Below are 15,937 nucleotides of genomic sequence, written 5' to 3'. Positions count from 1 at the left end.
GCGACACTGTCCCCTGGCGCGACAAGGCCGCGTAGGAGGTTCACTTACCCCGGCCAGGCGATGCCCTCGCATCCACGCAGCCCTCTTGCGCATGGTTTGTGCAAGACTGCGGCTGCAGAGAATACGAATCCATTTCCTCCGTCCGCACCCGATCATGTCCCATCCCCTCCCATGGCTCATCCCCCACCAGGCCTTCCCCCCTGTGGAAACGGCATGGGGCCCCAACGACCCTATCCCGGGCCTGCTGGCCGCAGGCGGCACGCTGGATGCGGCGCACCTGCGCATCGCCTACAGCCAAGGGATTTTTCCCTGGTTCAGCGAAGGCCAGCCCACGCTGTGGTGGTCGCCCGATCCACGCATGGTGCTGCAGACATCGCAATTCCGGCTGCACCGCAGCCTGCGCAAGACATTGCAGCGCTTTCGCGCCACGCCGGGCTGCGAGATCCGCATCGACAGTGCGTTCGAGACCGTGATGCAGCACTGCGCCCAGACGGTGCGCCACGACCAGGATGGCACCTGGATCGTGCAGGAAATTCTTGACGCCTATACCGAACTGCACCACCAGGGTGCAGCCCACAGCGTGGAGACCTGGGTGGACGGACGCCTGGTGGGCGGCCTGTATTGCGTGGCACTGGGCCGCGCCGTGTTTGGCGAATCCATGTTCGCGCATGCCACCGACGCATCCAAGATTGCGCTGGCGGCCCTGGTTGCGCTTTGCAGACACCAAGGCGCCGTACAGATCGATTGCCAGCAGGCCACGCAGCATCTGGCCTCGCTGGGGGCGCGCGAAATGCCGCGCGCCCGGTTCCTGCAAACCGTGGCCGAGCAAAGCCAGCTGCCGCCCATGCGCTGGCAGTTCGAAAACGTATACTGGGACGCGTTGCTGCCACCGTCCGGCGAGGCTGGCGACACATCACCGGCTGCCGCCAGCACACCATGACGCACCCGAACGATCTTCCGCTGCAGGCCCTGCAGTTCTATGCCACCGCCGCCTACCCCTGCAGCTATCTGGATGGCAGGCTGGCGCGTTCGCAAGTGGCCACGCCCAGCCACCTGATCCAGAACAGCGCCTATTCCGAGCTGGTTTCACTGGGTTTTCGCCGCAGCGGAATGTTCACCTACCGGCCGTATTGCGACGGATGCCGCGCCTGCGTGCCGATGCGCATCCTGGTCCACGACTTCCGCCCTGACCGCAGCCAGCGCCGCGCCGCCGCGCGCCATGCCGACCTCACGGCATCGATCCAGCGCCTGCACTACTCGAACGAGCACTACCAGCTGTACCTGCGCTACCAGCAAAGCCGCCACAGCGGCGGAGGCATGGACCATGACAGCGTGGACCAGTACACCCAGTTCCTGCTGCAAAGCCGCGTCAACTCGCGCCTTGTGGAGTTCCGCACGCCCGCGGCCGATGGCGGCATCGGCACGCTGAAGATGGTCTCCATCCTCGATGTGCTGGAAGACGGGCTGTCTGCCGTCTACACCTTCTACGAACCCAACGACCCCGCCAGCTACGGCACCTTCAATGTGTTGTGGCAGATCGACCAGGCCCGGTCCATGAGCCTGCCCTATGTCTACCTGGGCTACTGGATCGCCGACAGCCAGAAGATGAATTACAAGGCGCGCTTCCTGCCCCATGAGGTGCGCGTTGACGAGCGCTGGCAGCGCGTGGATCAGCTGCCGCGCTGATACAGCGTCACTCCACGCCTTTTCAGCGACATTTCTTATGCGCATAGCCGCTGTTTGCTGGCGGCACATATGCCGCCATGCCATGGCCGCCGCTAGAATGACCGAATGCCGAAACTCCACTCCGCCTCATGAAAAAAAACGATAACGCGGCCTCCCCCAAGCCCAGCGTCCAGGTCCTGGAACGCATGTTCACGTTGATCGACGTGTTGGCCTCGCGCGAGGAAGCGGTATCGCTCAAGGAGATCAGCGAGCGCACCGGCCTGCACCCCTCCACCACGCACCGCATCCTCAACGATCTGGCCATCGGCCGCTTTGTCGATCGCCCCGAATCGGGCAGCTACCGCCTGGGCATGCGCTTCCTGGAGCTGGGCAATCTGGTCAAGGCCCGCCTGAGCGTGCGCGAAGCGGCCCTGATCCCCATGCGCCAGCTGCACAAGCAGATCCAGCAGCCGGTCAGCCTCAGCGTGCGCCAGGGCGATGAAATCGTCTATGTGGAACGCGCCTACAGCGAGCGCTCCGGCATGCAGGTGGTGCGCGCCATCGGCGGCCATGCGCCGCTGCACCTGACATCCAACGGCAAGCTGTTCCTGGCGGCGGACGATGCGCAACAGGTCCGCGCCTACGCCACGCGCACCGGCCTGCCCGGCAAGACGCACTTCAGCATCACGCGGCTGGCCGACATGGAAAACGAACTGGACAAGGTACGCCACCATGGCGTGGCCCGCGACAACGAAGAGCTGGAGCTGGGCGTGCGCTGCATGGCCGCCGGCATCTACGACGACCAGGGCAAGCTGGTGGCCGGCCTGTCCATCTCCGCTCCCGCCGACCGGCTGGACGAAAGCTGGATGTCCAAGCTCCAATCCACCGCACAGGAGATCTCGAGCGCCCTGGGCTTCAATGCAACCCGCCCGGCTGCACCGCCTCCCAACCCCTACGCGCGCAGCAGCCACTGAACGGCCGTCGGCCCCGTTGGCATTGGCAAGGGGCCATTGGCTACACAGACCTCTGCCCACCAGAAACAACAAAGGCGCCATCGGCGCCTTTGTCGTGAGGGGAAAGAAAACTCAGCCCTTGACCTTGTGGATCATGGGATCGCCAGCCACCTGTCCCATGGACTCCACCCAGTGGCGCACGCGCTCGGCATCGCCGAGGCGGCTGAACTTTCCAGCCGAATCCAGGAAGACCATGATGATCTTGCGGCCAGCCACCTGCGCCTGCATGACCAGGCAGCGGCCTGCCTCGGAGATGTAGCCGGTCTTTTGCAGACCGATGTCCCAGGTGGGGCTCATCACCAGGCGGTTGGTGTTGTTGTACTGCAGCGTGCGACGGCCCACGGCCACCTCATAGCCGGGCGAGGTGGTGTACTCGCGCACCAGCGGATCGCTGTGCGCCACATTGACGAGCACGGCCAGATCACGGGCGCTGGACTGGTTGCGGCTGGACAGCCCGGTGGGCTCCACGTAGCGGGTATCGGTCATGCCCAGCAGACGCGCCTTGGCATTCATCTGCTGGACAAAGGCATCAAGGCCACCAGGGAAAGTGCGGCCCAGGGCATGGGCAGCGCGGTTTTCACTGGACATCAGGGCCAGGTGCAGCATTTCACCGCGCGTGAGCGTGGTGCCGACGGCCAGGCGCGAGCTGCTGCCCTTTTCGGTATCCACGTCGTCCTGCGTGATGGTGATGGTTTCATCCATCGGCAGATGGGCCTGGGAAATCAGCAGGCCGGTCATCAGCTTGGTCAACGAGGCGATGGGCAAGACGGCGTGGTCGTTCTTGCTCAGCAGCACCTCATGGGTGTCCTGGTCCAGGACCAGGGCCACGCTGCTCTTGAGATCCAGAGGATCGGCCACCGCATGCAGACCGGCCATCTGGCCGAAGGACAGGCGTGGCTCGTAGGCAACGGCGCGAATGGGGCTGGCCACGCTGCGTGCAGCGACGCGGCTGGGCTGGCGCGCGCTCTTGGCAACGCGCTTGCCCTGGGGAGCGGCCGTGGCGCGCTCCTTCACCGCCTTCTTCTTGACAGGGGCCACGGCCACCTGTTTCTTGGCAACTTTCTTGGCGGGCGCGGCATGTGCGCCCGGAGCAGCAAGAGCACAACTCAGGGCCAGAAAGGACATGACCTGAGCAAATCGACCGAGGCGGGCACGGCGTAGGGTGGGCATGAGAAATGCTCCAAGCAGCAAGAATTTGTGACTAGACCTTACATTAATCGAAAAAGTCGCACTGTGACAATAACTTGTGCGACTTTTCGATAATTTAAGTGAAATTATAAGGCGAGTGCTTACCCCTGTGCAGCCACGATCTCTGCATTGCTGTGTAATTTGTTCAACGCGCTCAGGTAGGCCTTGGCAGAAGCCACGACGATGTCAGGGTCGGCGCCCACGCCGTTGACCACGCGCCCGCTGCGCTGCAGGCGAACGGTCACTTCGCCCTGGCTTTCGGTGGAACCGCTGATGGCGTTGACCGAGTACAGCAGCATCTCGGCACCGCTCTTCACCTCGGACTCGATGGCCTTGAACGAGGCATCGACCGGGCCATTGCCGTCGGACTGGGCCTTGATCTCTCGGCCGTCGCGGCTGAACACCACCGACGCGTGTGGGCGCTCACCTGTCTCGCTTTGCTGGGCCAGCGAGATGAACTGGAAGGGATCGGCCTGCTGATGCGCGTCCTGCTCGGTCACCAGGGCCAGGATGTCCTCGTCGAAGATCTCGCTCTTGCGGTCGGCCAGCTCCTTGAAGGCGGCAAAGGCGGTATTGATCGCGGCTTCGCTGTCCAGCTCCACGCCCAGTTCATGCAGGCGCTGCTTGAAGGCGTTGCGGCCGCTGAGCTTGCCCAGCACGATCTTGTTGGCGCTCCAGCCCACGTCCTCGGCACGCATGATCTCGTAGGTGTCGCGCGCCTTGAGCACGCCGTCCTGGTGAATGCCGGAGGCATGGGCGAAGGCGTTGGCCCCCACCACGGCCTTGTTGGGCTGCACCACGAAGCCGGTGGTCTGGCTGACCATGCGGCTGGCGGCCACGATGTGCAGGGCGTCGATGTTGACGTCCAGGCCAAAGTAGTCCTTGCGCGTCTTGATGGCCATCACCACCTCTTCCAGCGAGCAGTTGCCGGCGCGCTCACCCAGGCCATTGATGGTGCATTCGATCTGGCGGGCGCCGCCGAGCTTGACGCCGGCCAGCGAGTTGGCCACGGCCATGCCCAGGTCGTTGTGGCAGTGCACGCTCCAGACCGCCTTGTCGCTGTTGGGCACGCGCTCGCGCAGGTTCTTGATGAAGGCGCCGTAGAGCTCGGGAATGGCATAGCCCACGGTGTCGGGCACGTTGATCGTGGTTGCGCCCTCGGCGATCACGGTCTCGATGACGCGGCACAGGAAATCCGGGTCGCTGCGGTAGCCGTCCTCCGGGCTGAACTCGATGTCGGCAATCAGGTTGCGCGCAAAGCGCACGGATTGGCGCGCCTGCTCAAGCACCTGATCGGGCGTCATGCGCAGCTTTTTCTCCATGTGCAGCGCGCTGGTCGCAATGAAGGTGTGGATGCGCGCGCGGTTGGCGTCCTTGAGGGCTTCGGCCGCACGGGCGATGTCACGGTCATTGGCCCGCGCCAGCGAGCAGATGGTGGAGTCCTTGATGGCGCGCGCAATGGCCTGTACCGACTCGAAGTCACCGTTGGAGCTCGCCGCAAAACCGGCCTCGATCACATCGACCTTCAGCCGTTCGAGCTGGCGCGCGATGCGCAGCTTCTCATCGCGGGTCATGGAGGCACCGGGCGACTGCTCGCCGTCACGCAAGGTGGTGTCGAAAATGATCAATTGGTCGGTCATGGGGAGTCTCGTCTTTCTTGTGGATGCGAAGCCCCTGCCCACGGGCAGGCGATGAAAAAAGCCGGTGCGCTTGTGGCTGCACCGGCTCGGGAACGAAATTCAGGCGGCGACCGCCTCCTGCTCCACCGCATTCTCGGCAGAGGGAACACGCTGCAAGCCCGACATGATGGCCCGGAACGAGGCAGAGACGATATTCGCATCGACCCCGACGCCGTAGCACACGTGGGACTCGTCCACGCGCAGTTCCACATAGGCGATGGCCTTGGCGTTGGCGCCTTCGCCAATGGCGTGCTCGGCATAGTCCAGCACGCGCACCGCGCGGCCGCTGTGCTCGCTCAGCGCCTGCACGAAGGCATCGATCGGGCCCGTGCCCTCGGCCTCAATCGTGCGCTTGCCGCCCTCGACGGCCAGGTCGGCCGACAGGCTGACCACACCATCGTTCTCGCTCAGCCGGTAGTGCGGCGCCTGCACGGATTGCAGGCCGTATTCGCGCTGGAACAGATTCCACAGGTCGGCGGCAGCCAATTCCTTGCCGCTGGCATCCATCTCGCGCTGCACGACCTGGCTGAACTCGATCTGCAGGCGGCGCGGCAACTGGAGGCCATATTCGCTTTCAAGCAGATAGGCGATGCCGCCCTTGCCCGACTGGCTGTTGACGCGAATGACGGCTTCATAGCTGCGACCCAGGTCCTTGGGATCGATGGGCAGATAGGGCATGTCCCAGACGTCACCTTCCTTGCGGTCGGCGAAGGCCTTCTTGATCGCATCCTGGTGCGAGCCAGAGAACGAGGTGTAGACCAGATCGCCCACATAGGGATGGCGCGGGTGCACGGGCAACTGGTTGCAATGCTCGACCGTGCTGCGGATGCCGTCGATATCGGAGAAATCCAGCCCGGGCGACACGCCCTGGATGTACATGTTCAGCGCCACGTTGACCACGTCGAGGTTGCCCGTGCGCTCGCCGTTGCCGAACAGGCAGCCTTCGAGGCGGTCGGCACCGGCCATCAGCGCGAGCTCGGCCGTCGCCGTGCCCGTGCCGCGATCGTTGTGGGGATGGACGGACAGCACGATGGAATCACGGCGCTGGATATGGCGGTGCGTCCACTCCACCATGTCGGCAAACAGATTGGGCGTGGAATGCTCCACCGTGGTGGGCAGGTTGATGATGCACTTGCGCTCGGGCGTGGGCTGCCATACATCGGTGACGGCATCGATGACGCGCTTGGAGAACTCCAGCTCGGTGTCCGAATACATCTCGGGCGAGTACTGGAAGGTCCATTGCGTCTGGGGGTAGCCGGCAGCGATCTCGTTGAACATGCGGGCATTGGTGGTGGCCAGCTCGACGATCTCGTCTTCGCTCATGTTCAACACCACGCGGCGCATCACGGGCGCGGTGGCGTTGTACAGATGGACGATGGCACGGGGCACGCCTTCGAGCGCTTCGAAGGTACGGCGGATGAGGTGCTCGCGCGCCTGGGTCAGCACCTGGATGGTCACGTCATCGGGAATGCGGTTTTCCTCGATGAGCTTGCGCATGAAGTCGAACTCCACCTGCGAAGCGGAGGGAAAACCGACCTCGATCTCCTTGAAGCCGATCTTCACCAGCTGCTCGAACATGCGCATCTTGCGATCGATGTCCATGGGCTCGATCAACGCCTGGTTGCCATCGCGCAGATCCACGCTGCACCAGATCGGAGCCTTGGTAATCGTCGCGTCGGGCCAGCTGCGATTTTGCAGACGCACGGGAGCGAAAGCGAACGGACGGTACTTGGTCGAAGGGTTTTGCAACATGGCTGAAGTGCTTTCTATCGTCTAGGTAAAAACAAGACCCACCTGCTCCAGCGACCCCACAAATGCAAAACGGCCCGTCGCTGGTGCAAACGGGCCGTGAAAGTAGGTATGTACGCGCGCGCTACTGTCTCTGCCCGTTGGACATCAGTAGTAGAGCTAGCGACAGGTATTGCATTCGAACGACTTTAGCACAGGTTCACAAAGGCTGTGAAGATGCTGCGCCGCATCACTTGTGCAGGCCGCGCTCCTCGGGCTCGTCGGTCGAGGTGCTGATGACGCTGGTGCGCTGGCCCTTGGCCTTGCGCCAGGCGTAGACGCCATAGCCCGAGAAACCGTAGAGCAGGAACACGCCGAACAGCACGATGGGCGGGTGGATGTTGATGATGGCAATGCCCAGCGCAATCAGCACGATGGCGGCAAACGGCACGCTCTTCTTGAAGTGCACGTCCTTGAAGCTGTAGAACGGCACATTGGTGACCATGGTCAGGCCCGCGTACAGCGTCAGGAAGAACATGATCCAGGTGATCTGCGTCCAGCTCAGCCAGGCATCCTGCCCGCGCAGCAGGCCCGCTTCGTCCAGCAGCCAGATGAAGCCCGTGACCAGTGCCGCCGCCGCAGGCGAAGGCAGGCCCTGGAACCAGCGCTTGTCCACAGTGCCGGTATTCACATTGAAACGCGCCAGCCGCAGTGCGGCGCAGGCGCAATAGACAAAGGCGGCGATCCAGCCCCAGCGACCAATGCCCTTGAGCGCCCACTCATAGGCGATCAAGGCGGGAGCGGCGCCGAAGGACACCATGTCCGACAGCGAGTCCATCTGTTCGCCAAAGGCGCTTTGCGTATTGGTCATGCGTGCCACGCGGCCGTCAAGGCTGTCGAGCACCATGGCGCAGAACACGCCTGCGGCAGCCAGCTCAAAGCGGCCATTCATGGCCATCACGATGGCGTAGAAGCCACCGAACAGCGCAGCCAGCGTGAACAGGTTGGGCAGGATGTAGATACCCTTGCGGCGCTTGCGCACCACCACGCCCTCAATCTCGTTGGACTCATTGTGGTTTTGCATCAATCCAGCCTCCAGCACAGCGCCTACGGGCGCGGGCAGCTATTAAAACGATAGTATTCTAAGGGAGCGGACCGCGCCGCCCCGAAAGGGTCAGTGTACCTGCGCGCCGCACCCCTTCCCTGCACGAAAAAGGCCACCCATCGGGGTGGCCTTGTCCTGCACCTTGCGTAGGCCGCTTGCGCGACCCAGGCAAGATGGAATGCAGCAATCTCAGTTGCGGCTCTGGTCAACCAGCTTGTTCTTGGAGATCCAGGGCATCATGGCGCGCAGCTGGCCACCGACCTTCTCGATGGCGTGGTCGGCGTTCATGCGGCGGCGGGCCGTCATGCTCGGGTAGTTGGTGCGGCCTTCCTGGATGAACATCTTGGCGTATTCGCCGGTCTGGATGCGCTTGAGGGCAGCACGCATGGCTTCGCGCGACTTGTCGTTGATGACTTCGGTACCCGTCACGTACTCGCCGTATTCGGCGTTGTTCGAGATCGAGTAGTTCATGTTGGCGATGCCGCCTTCGTACATAAGGTCCACGATGAGCTTGAGCTCATGCAGGCACTCGAAGTAGGCCATTTCGGGAGCGTAGCCGGCTTCGGTCAGGGTCTCGAAGCCCATCTTCACCAGTTCCACCGCGCCGCCGCACAGAACGGCTTGCTCGCCGAACAGGTCGGTCTCGGTTTCTTCCTTGAAGTTGGTCTCGATGATGCCGCCCTTGCCGCCGCCGTTGGCCATGGCATAGGACAGGGCCAGGTCACGGGCCTTGCCGGACTTGTCCTGGTACACAGCGATCAACGAAGGCACGCCGCCGCCCTTCAGGTACTCGGAACGTACGGTGTGGCCAGGACCCTTGGGGGCGACCATGATCACATCCAGATCGGCGCGGGGCACGACCTGGTTGTAGTGGATGTTGAAGCCGTGGGCAAAGGCCAGCGTGGCGCCTTGCTTGATGTTGGGGGCCACGTTGTTGTTGTAGACCTCGGGGATGTTCTCATCCGGCAGCAGGATCATGACCAGGTCGGCGGACTTCACGGCGTCATCGACTTCCGCGACGGTCAGGCCAGCCTTGGCGACCTTGTCCCAGGAAGCGCCGCCCTTGCGCAGGCCGACCACGACCTTCACGCCGCTTTCGTTCAGGTTTTGCGCGTGTGCGTGGCCCTGGCTGCCGTAGCCGATGATGGCAACGGTCTTGCCCTTGATCAGGCTCAGGTCACAGTCCTTGTCGTAGAAAACTTTCATGTTGGCTCCAGGCTTCGTGTGTGTAGGGGTTGAAAAGGGGAAGGGGACAGGTTTCAGGTGCGTTGCAGCGCATCAAACGCGCAGGATGCGTTCGCCGCGGCCGATGCCGCAGGAGCCGGTGCGCACGGTTTCCAGAATGGCCGTGCGGTCCAGCGCCTGCAGGAAGGCATCGTTCTTGGATTGGTCGCCGGTCAGCTCGACCGTGTAGCTCTTTTCGGTCACGTCGATGATGCGGCCGCGGAAGATGTCCGCCATGCGCTTCATCTCCTCGCGTTCCTTGCCCACGGCGCGGACCTTGACCATCATGAGTTCGCGCTCGGTATAGGAGCCTTCGGTCAGGTCCACGACCTTGACGACTTCGATCAGGCGATTCAGGTGTTTGGTGATCTGCTCGATCACGTCTTCGGAGCCATTCGTCTGAATGGTCATGCGCGACAGCGATGCGTCTTCCGTGGGGGCCACGGTCAGCGATTCGATGTTGTAGCCGCGGGCCGAGAACAGGCCCACCACGCGCGACAAGGCTCCCGGCTCGTTTTCGAGCAGCACGGCAATGATGTGTTTCATGAAAGAAAGATTCCTCTTTTCGCTGCCCTCCCCCGGCGCCGGTAAACGTCGGGCTTGGCAGGCAATAGATTCGTCAAAGGGGCCGCCTCGAGGACGGCTCACTGGAACGGATGCGGCAGGAATGAACCCGGGCAGATCCCGCAAGGGACCATGCTCAGAGGTCGTCAGCTCCCAGCAGCATCTCGGTGATCCCACGGCCGGCCTGCACCATGGGGAACACATTCTCGGTGGGATCGGTACGGAAGTCCATGAACACCGTGCGGTCCTTGAGCTTGCGTGCCTCGCGCAGGGCGGGCTCCACGTCCTCGGGGCGCTCGATCAGCATGCCCACGTGGCCATAGGCCTCGGCCAGCTTCACGAAGTTGGGCAACGAGTCCATGTAGCTGCTGCTGTAGCGGCCCGAATACTCGATCTCTTGCCACTGGCGCACCATGCCCAGGTAGCGGTTGTTCAGCGACACCACCTTGACCGGCGTGTTGTACTGCAGGCAGGTGGCCAGCTCCTGGATATTCATCTGGATGGAGCCTTCACCCGTGATGCAGAACACCTCGGACTCAGGCTTGGCCAGCTTGATGCCCATGGCGTAGGGCAGGCCCACACCCATGGTGCCCAGGCCGCCGGAGTTGATCCAGCGGCGCGGCTCGTCGAAGCGGTAGTACTGCGCAGCCCACATCTGGTGCTGGCCCACGTCGGACGTGATGTAGGCATCGGCGTCGCGGGTCATGTTCCACAGCGTCTCCACCACATACTGCGGCTTGATGACCGAGCCATCGCCACGGCTGTACTGCAGGCAGTCGCGGCTGCGCCAGCCTTCGATGGTCTCCCACCATTGGCCAAGGGCCGCTGCGTCGGGACGGGCACTTGCCTCGCGGATCATGGAGATCAGCTCGGTCAGCACCTCCTTGACGTCGCCCACGATGGGCACGTCCACCTTCACGCGCTTGGAGATGGAAGAGGGATCGATGTCGATGTGGATGATCTTGCGCTCCACCGACATGAAATGCTTGGGGTTGCCGATCACGCGGTCATCGAAGCGTGCACCCACCGCCAGCAGCACGTCGCAGTTCTGCATGGCATTGTTGGCTTCGATGGTGCCGTGCATGCCCAGCATGCCCAGGAACTTGCGGTCGCTGGCCGGATAGGCGCCCAGGCCCAGCAGCGTATGCGTGACCGGGTAGCCCAGCATGTCCACCAGGGTGCGCAGCTCGTTGCAGGCATTGCCCAGCAGCACGCCGCCACCCGTGTAGATATAGGGACGCTTGGCGGCCAGCAGCAACTGCAGCGCCTTGCGGATCTGGCCGGCATGGCCCTTGCGCACCGGGTTGTAGGAGCGCATCTCCACCTTCTCGGGGTAGCCTGCGTAGAGCGCCTTCTTGAAGGACACATCCTTGGGAATGTCCACCACCACGGGGCCGGGACGGCCGGTGCGCGCGATGTGGAAGGCCTTCTTCATCGTGTCCGCCAGCTCGCGCACATCCTTCACCAGGAAGTTGTGCTTGACGATGGGGCGGGTGATGCCGACGGTGTCGCATTCCTGGAACGCATCGGTGCCGATGTAGGCCGTCGAGGTCTGGCCGCTGATCACGACCAGGGGAATGGAATCGGTGTAGGCGGTGGCAATGCCGGTGACGGCGTTGGTCAGGCCGGGACCCGAGGTCACCAGGGCCACGCCGACTTCACCCGTGGCACGGGCAAAACCGTCTGCCGCATGCACGGCCGCCTGTTCATGGCGCACCAGCACATGCTGAATGGAATCTTGTTTGTAGAGGGCGTCGTAGATGTACAGAACCGCGCCGCCCGGATAGCCCCAAAGCTGCTTGACACCTTCGGCCTGCAGGGACTTGACGAGGATCTCGGAGCCCATCAGCTCCTGGGATGCATGGGACTGCGACGCCGCTGCTGCTGCCGCGCTGGAGTACTCGGCTTTGGAAATTTCCATGATCAACCTTTGTGAATTTCTCTAACGAAAAACCTTGGGTGCCCCTTGCCTGAAGCCCTTGTGAGGCCGGTGCGGGACTTAGGACCAACAGACATGGGCGAGTGAGTAAACGCCGGACCGTGACCCGTTTGCCTTTTTGAATTGCAGCAGACATTATCGCACTGCAACAAGCCTTCGCGCCATCCTGCGAAAAAAATTGACAGTGCGGTGCGATAATCAGGCCCCGCACCCGTTCAGCCCCTCATCAACGAGCCCCTCATCCGGGCCTGCGTTCCTTTTGGCAACCGAGCAAGAACTATCCGACTTCCTCAAAAGCGTAGAAAAGCGAGCCTTCAAGCGCAGCTTTTTTCACGTCCGGGATGAGGAGGCGGCGCTGGACATCGTGCAGGACAGCATGCTCAAGCTGGCGCAGCACTATGGCGACAAGCCCATCAACGAGCTGCCCATGCTGTTCCAGCGCATCCTGTCCAACAGCACGCTGGACTGGTTTCGCAGGCAAAAAACGCAGAACGCCCTCTTCACCCGCATGAGCGATCTGGAGGCCTCGGCCGGCGACGATGCGGACTTCGACTGGCTCGAAACCTATGCCGACTCCGGCCAGAACGGCGAAACCGCCCGCAGCGCCGAAGATCTGACCGAGCGGGCCCAGATTTTGCAAAGCATTGAAAAAGAGATACAGGAGCTTCCAGCACGTCAACGCGAAGCTTTCCTGATGCGTTATTGGGAAGAGATGGACGTCGCGGAGACCGCTGCCGCGATGGGGTGTTCCGAAGGAAGTGTAAAAACACATTGTTTCCGCGCCATCCAGACATTGAGCAAGGCACTGAAGGCCAAAGGAATCGAGCTATGAAGACTGCGCCCACTCTCACTCTCCACAGCGAAATGGCGGCCGACCGCATCGCACGCCGGATCACCGCGCGCCTGGGTGACGGCGAGGCGTTGCTGCCATACGACATCACCGAGCGGCTGCGCGCTGGGCGCGAGCGCGCCCTGTCCGTTCGCCGGCGCGAGCTGCGCGCTGCACCGCTGCAGACCGCCAGCGCAACCCAGGCCCAGGTCGGCACGCTGACGCTGGGCTCGGGCGACGAGGGCGGCACCTGGTGGCGCGCGCTGATCTCGGCCGTGCCGGTGCTGGCGTTGATCGTTGGCCTGGTGGTCGTCAACGTGCAGACGGACCAGACAGGTCTGACCGAGGTTGCCGAGGTGGATACCGCCTTGCTGACCGATGATCTGCCGCCCGCCGCCTACGCCGACCCCGGCTTCATCCAGTACCTGAAGACTTCGGCCACCAACACGGAACGCTGATCCCCGCCTTGCCTGCCTGCATGCCCACTGATTCACGCGCCGCGTTCCACCGCTCAGCCGCCGCCATCCTGGCGGCGGTGCTGTTGATGGCGCTGGCCTGGACCGGCTGGCGCGTCGTGCAGCAGGTACGGCTGGCACCCAGCACCGTCTCGCCGGCCACGATCGCAGCCTCCAAGACCCTGCACGGTGATGCAGCCACACGCCAGCGCGCCACGGACCTGGCCTCCGGCCCGCGCTGGGCAGAGCTGACACCGGCGCAGAGCAGCGTGCTTGAACCCCTGTCCGAGCGCTGGTCCATGATGGACGCGCTGCAAAAGCGCCGCTGGATGGCGCTGGCCGAGGGCTGGGACAAGCTCAGCGAGAAAGAGCAGGAAAAGCTGCGCGATCGCATGCAGACCTGGTCCAGCCTCAGCGCCCAGCAGCGCAGCCAGGCCCGCCTGAATTTCGCCCTGACCAACCGCCTGGCCACGGACAAGCGCGCCCAGTGGGAGGCCTACCAGGCGCTCAGCGACGAGGAAAAACGCCTGCTGGCCGCGCGCGCCGCGCCCAAGGCCAAGGGCGCCGCCACCGCCATAGAGCCCGTGGCCCCCAAGCGGCTGGCGCGGATTCCGGCGGCCTCGGTGGCTCCGGCCACCATTCCGAATCCGCCGAAGATTCCGCCCGCCACCATCTACAACCCGCCGCCTCCGGTACCCCCGGCCTCATCCCCTGCGGCCGTGGAAACCCATCCCGTGCGCCCGCCGGCGCTGGTGGAGACGGCGCCGGTGGAAGTGCCCTCGGCCACGCCCATGCCTTTGCCGCCCATGGAACTGCATGACAGCCCCGATGCTGCATCCCAGCCATCGCACGGCGAGGCGCCCCTCTCGCATTGACGCATTGACGCACTGACGCACCGATCTCCCCGTCCGCATGACGAACGCCTCATCCCCCACCTCCACCACGGCAGCCGCAATCGCAGCCTCCCCACAGATGGCCCCGCGACTGGCGCGGCGCATGGCCTGCTGGCTCTACGAGGGCATGCTGCTGTTCGGCGTGGTCTTCATTGCAGGCTATCTGTTCGGCACCCTGTCGCAGACACGCAATGCCATGGACAACCGCCATGCGCTGCAGGCCTTCATGTTCGTGGTGCTGGGCATCTATTTCGTCTGGTTCTGGTCCAAGGGCCAGACGCTGGCCATGAAGACCTGGCACATCCGCCTGGTGGATGCGGCAGGCCAGCCCGTCAGCCAGCTGCGCGCGCTGCGGCGCTATGTGTTCAGCTGGATCTGGCTGCTGCCGCCGCTGGCGGCTTACTCGACCGGCGTGCCTGCACTGACCACGCTGATGCTGCTGGTGCTGTGGGTGGCGCTGTGGGCACTTCTGAGCCGCTTTCATCCGCGCCGCCAGTTCTGGCATGACGCATGGGCCGGCACCCAGTTGATCCACCAGGCCCCGGCACCCAGGAAAAAGCGCTGACAGGCCCAGAGGCAGCGTCGCATCTCCTACACTCGCAAGCATGCCCGCCGCATCTCCCGACCCGACCGACAGTGCACCTGTCAACCCCCAGAAAAGCCGCACAGGCCTGACGCGTGTCTGGCACGCAGCAGGCTATTCGCTGTCAGGCCTTCGCGCCGGATGGAATGAAAAAGCCTTCCGCCAGGAAGCGCTGGCCGCCATCGTGCTGATCCCTGCCGCCTTCTGGCTGGGAAGCAGCTGGATCGAGGTCGCACTGCTGGCGGGCACCGTCTTGCTGGTGCTGATCGTGGAGCTGCTCAACAGCGGCATCGAGGCCGTGGTCGATCGCATAGGCCCCGAATGGCACGTTCTGTCCAAGCAGGCCAAGGACATGGGCAGCGCGGCCGTGATGCTGGCGCTGCTGCTGTGCGCCGGCGTCTGGCTGGCCGCCCTCTATCAACGGTTCATTGCATGACAAATCCCACGTTTTCCATTTGTGTGTATTGCGGCTCGCGCCCCGGCGACCAGCCCGGATTCATCGAGGCGGCCCGCGCCACCGGCCGCTGGATCGGCGAGCACGGCGGCCAGCTGGTCTATGGAGGCGGCCGCAGCGGCCTGATGGGCGAGGTGGCCGAGGCCACGCGGCAGGCCGGCGGCCGCGTCGTGGGCGTGATCCCGCAGGCGCTGGTGGACAAGGAACTGGCCAACCATGCCTGTGACGAGCTGCACATCGTCCAGACCATGCACGAGCGCAAGGCCATGATGGCCGAGCGCAGCGATGCCTTCGTCGCCCTGCCCGGCGGCATAGGCACATTCGAGGAATTGTTCGAGGTCTGGACCTGGCGCCAGCTGCGCTACCACGACAAGCCCATCGGCCTGCTCAATGTGGATGGCTACTACGACAGCATGCTGCAGTTCCTGCAGACCTGCGTGGGCCATGGCTTCATGGGTGAGTGGCAGATGGGACTGATCGAAAGCGGCAGCGACATCCCCACGCTGCTGCAATCCCTGGTGCAGAACGCCGGCACGGGCCTGGAGACTGCGCCCTTGCGCGCCGTGATCTGAACACAAGCGGAAACGGAAACGGCCACCCTTGAGAGGATGGCCGCCA

General features: G+C 63.7%; 16 protein-coding genes. 9 read left to right on the top strand and 7 right to left on the bottom strand.

The window, feature by feature from the left end:
• Positions 1 to 154: 154 nt before the first annotated feature.
• The 3 genes from aat (at position 155) to JHD82_RS01370 (ending at position 2,639) form a co-directional block, all read left to right on the top strand.
• Positions 155 to 940, top strand: coding sequence for a leucyl/phenylalanyl-tRNA--protein transferase (gene aat, locus JHD82_RS01380; protein WP_199135178.1), 786 nt, complete (start codon positions 155 to 157; stop codon positions 938 to 940).
• Positions 937 to 1,686 (top strand): arginyltransferase, encoded by a 750-nt coding sequence (locus JHD82_RS01375; protein ID WP_012206658.1) that lies wholly within the window; start codon positions 937 to 939, stop codon positions 1,684 to 1,686. The genes aat and JHD82_RS01375 overlap by 4 nt, the downstream gene beginning before the upstream one ends.
• 128 nt (positions 1,687 to 1,814) lie before the next feature.
• Positions 1,815 to 2,639: an IclR family transcriptional regulator gene (locus JHD82_RS01370; RefSeq protein WP_012206659.1), complete on the top strand. Its 825-nt coding sequence runs from the start codon at positions 1,815 to 1,817 to the stop codon at positions 2,637 to 2,639.
• A 111-nt stretch (positions 2,640 to 2,750) separates the two neighbouring features.
• Here the strand turns inward: JHD82_RS01370 and JHD82_RS01365 are convergent, their stop codons facing one another.
• The 7 genes from JHD82_RS01365 to JHD82_RS01335 all read right to left on the bottom strand — a co-directional run bounded on the left by JHD82_RS01365 (position 2,751) and on the right by JHD82_RS01335 (position 12,087).
• On the bottom strand, positions 2,751 to 3,848 hold the full coding sequence (locus JHD82_RS01365) for a serine hydrolase (RefSeq protein WP_043819733.1): 1,098 nt from the start codon (positions 3,846 to 3,848) through the stop codon (positions 2,751 to 2,753).
• Between the two features lie 119 nt (positions 3,849 to 3,967).
• Positions 3,968 to 5,506, bottom strand: a complete 1,539-nt coding sequence (locus JHD82_RS01360) for a 2-isopropylmalate synthase (protein ID WP_034396043.1) — start codon at positions 5,504 to 5,506, stop codon at positions 3,968 to 3,970.
• 99 nt (positions 5,507 to 5,605) lie between these two features.
• On the bottom strand, positions 5,606 to 7,297 hold the full coding sequence (leuA, locus tag JHD82_RS01355) for a 2-isopropylmalate synthase (RefSeq protein WP_043819734.1): 1,692 nt from the start codon (positions 7,295 to 7,297) through the stop codon (positions 5,606 to 5,608).
• A 226-nt stretch (positions 7,298 to 7,523) separates the two neighbouring features.
• Positions 7,524 to 8,357, bottom strand: coding sequence for a CDP-diacylglycerol--serine O-phosphatidyltransferase (pssA, locus tag JHD82_RS01350; RefSeq protein ID WP_012206663.1), 834 nt, complete (start codon positions 8,355 to 8,357; stop codon positions 7,524 to 7,526).
• A gap of 210 nt (positions 8,358 to 8,567) precedes the next feature.
• Entirely contained in the window at positions 8,568 to 9,584 is a 1,017-nt protein-coding gene (gene ilvC / locus JHD82_RS01345) for a ketol-acid reductoisomerase (protein WP_012206664.1), read from the bottom strand.
• A gap of 72 nt (positions 9,585 to 9,656) precedes the next feature.
• A complete protein-coding gene (gene ilvN, locus JHD82_RS01340; RefSeq protein WP_012206665.1) occupies positions 9,657 to 10,148 on the bottom strand; it encodes an acetolactate synthase small subunit in 492 nt (163 codons plus the stop codon).
• Positions 10,149 to 10,302: 154 nt separating this feature from the next.
• Positions 10,303 to 12,087 (bottom strand): acetolactate synthase 3 catalytic subunit, encoded by a 1,785-nt coding sequence (locus tag JHD82_RS01335; protein WP_199135177.1) that lies wholly within the window; start codon positions 12,085 to 12,087, stop codon positions 10,303 to 10,305.
• 277 nt (positions 12,088 to 12,364) lie between these two features.
• Between JHD82_RS01335 and JHD82_RS01330 the strand changes: the two genes are divergently transcribed.
• From JHD82_RS01330 to JHD82_RS01305, 6 genes are read left to right on the top strand one after another with little or no spacing between them, the layout of a single operon-like run.
• Positions 12,365 to 12,937, top strand: a complete 573-nt coding sequence (locus JHD82_RS01330; protein WP_013801505.1) for an RNA polymerase sigma factor — start codon at positions 12,365 to 12,367, stop codon at positions 12,935 to 12,937.
• Positions 12,934 to 13,392 (top strand): DUF3619 family protein, encoded by a 459-nt coding sequence (locus JHD82_RS01325; RefSeq protein WP_199135176.1) that lies wholly within the window; start codon positions 12,934 to 12,936, stop codon positions 13,390 to 13,392. Before JHD82_RS01330 ends, JHD82_RS01325 begins: the two co-directional genes overlap by 4 nt.
• 20 nt (positions 13,393 to 13,412) lie before the next feature.
• A complete protein-coding gene (locus JHD82_RS01320) occupies positions 13,413 to 14,264 on the top strand; it encodes a DUF3106 domain-containing protein (RefSeq protein WP_012206669.1) in 852 nt (283 codons plus the stop codon).
• Positions 14,265 to 14,301: 37 nt separating this feature from the next.
• Positions 14,302 to 14,847 carry an RDD family protein gene (locus tag JHD82_RS01315; RefSeq protein ID WP_199135175.1) on the top strand — a complete coding sequence of 182 codons (546 nt, stop codon included), beginning with the start codon at positions 14,302 to 14,304 and terminating at the stop codon, positions 14,845 to 14,847.
• 40 nt (positions 14,848 to 14,887) lie between these two features.
• A complete protein-coding gene (locus tag JHD82_RS01310) occupies positions 14,888 to 15,301 on the top strand; it encodes a diacylglycerol kinase (protein WP_043819740.1) in 414 nt (137 codons plus the stop codon).
• The gene (locus tag JHD82_RS01305) at positions 15,298 to 15,891 is read left to right on the top strand and encodes a TIGR00730 family Rossman fold protein (RefSeq protein ID WP_012206672.1); all 594 of its coding nucleotides are present in this window, start codon (positions 15,298 to 15,300) and stop codon (positions 15,889 to 15,891) included. Before JHD82_RS01310 ends, JHD82_RS01305 begins: the two co-directional genes overlap by 4 nt.
• Positions 15,892 to 15,937 lie beyond the last annotated feature (46 nt).

The sequence above is a fragment of the Delftia sp. ASV31 genome, assembly GCF_016428765.1.
Classification (GTDB): domain Bacteria; phylum Pseudomonadota; class Gammaproteobacteria; order Burkholderiales; family Burkholderiaceae_C; genus Comamonas; species Comamonas acidovorans.
This window is presented reverse-complemented; position numbering and strand designations above follow the sequence as displayed.

What these genes read in the sequence shown, in the direction of transcription:
- JHD82_RS01375 (WP_012206658.1), top strand. Translation starts at nt 937, where the DNA reads ATGACGCACCCGAACGATCTTCCGCTGCAGGCCCTGCAGTTCTATGCC.
- aat (WP_199135178.1), top strand. Translation starts at nt 155, where the DNA reads ATGTCCCATCCCCTCCCATGGCTCATCCCCCACCAGGCCTTCCCCCCT.
- pssA (WP_012206663.1), bottom strand. Translation starts at nt 8,357, where the DNA reads ATGCAAAACCACAATGAGTCCAACGAGATTGAGGGCGTGGTGGTGCGC.
- JHD82_RS01325 (WP_199135176.1), top strand. Translation starts at nt 12,934, where the DNA reads ATGAAGACTGCGCCCACTCTCACTCTCCACAGCGAAATGGCGGCCGAC.
- leuA (WP_043819734.1), bottom strand. Translation starts at nt 7,297, where the DNA reads ATGTTGCAAAACCCTTCGACCAAGTACCGTCCGTTCGCTTTCGCTCCC.
- JHD82_RS01310 (WP_043819740.1), top strand. Translation starts at nt 14,888, where the DNA reads ATGCCCGCCGCATCTCCCGACCCGACCGACAGTGCACCTGTCAACCCC.
- ilvN (WP_012206665.1), bottom strand. Translation starts at nt 10,148, where the DNA reads ATGAAACACATCATTGCCGTGCTGCTCGAAAACGAGCCGGGAGCCTTG.
- JHD82_RS01335 (WP_199135177.1), bottom strand. Translation starts at nt 12,087, where the DNA reads ATGGAAATTTCCAAAGCCGAGTACTCCAGCGCGGCAGCAGCAGCGGCG.
- JHD82_RS01315 (WP_199135175.1), top strand. Translation starts at nt 14,302, where the DNA reads ATGACGAACGCCTCATCCCCCACCTCCACCACGGCAGCCGCAATCGCA.
- JHD82_RS01305 (WP_012206672.1), top strand. Translation starts at nt 15,298, where the DNA reads ATGACAAATCCCACGTTTTCCATTTGTGTGTATTGCGGCTCGCGCCCC.
- JHD82_RS01360 (WP_034396043.1), bottom strand. Translation starts at nt 5,506, where the DNA reads ATGACCGACCAATTGATCATTTTCGACACCACCTTGCGTGACGGCGAG.
- JHD82_RS01365 (WP_043819733.1), bottom strand. Translation starts at nt 3,848, where the DNA reads ATGCCCACCCTACGCCGTGCCCGCCTCGGTCGATTTGCTCAGGTCATG.
- JHD82_RS01320 (WP_012206669.1), top strand. Translation starts at nt 13,413, where the DNA reads ATGCCCACTGATTCACGCGCCGCGTTCCACCGCTCAGCCGCCGCCATC.
- JHD82_RS01370 (WP_012206659.1), top strand. Translation starts at nt 1,815, where the DNA reads ATGAAAAAAAACGATAACGCGGCCTCCCCCAAGCCCAGCGTCCAGGTC.
- ilvC (WP_012206664.1), bottom strand. Translation starts at nt 9,584, where the DNA reads ATGAAAGTTTTCTACGACAAGGACTGTGACCTGAGCCTGATCAAGGGC.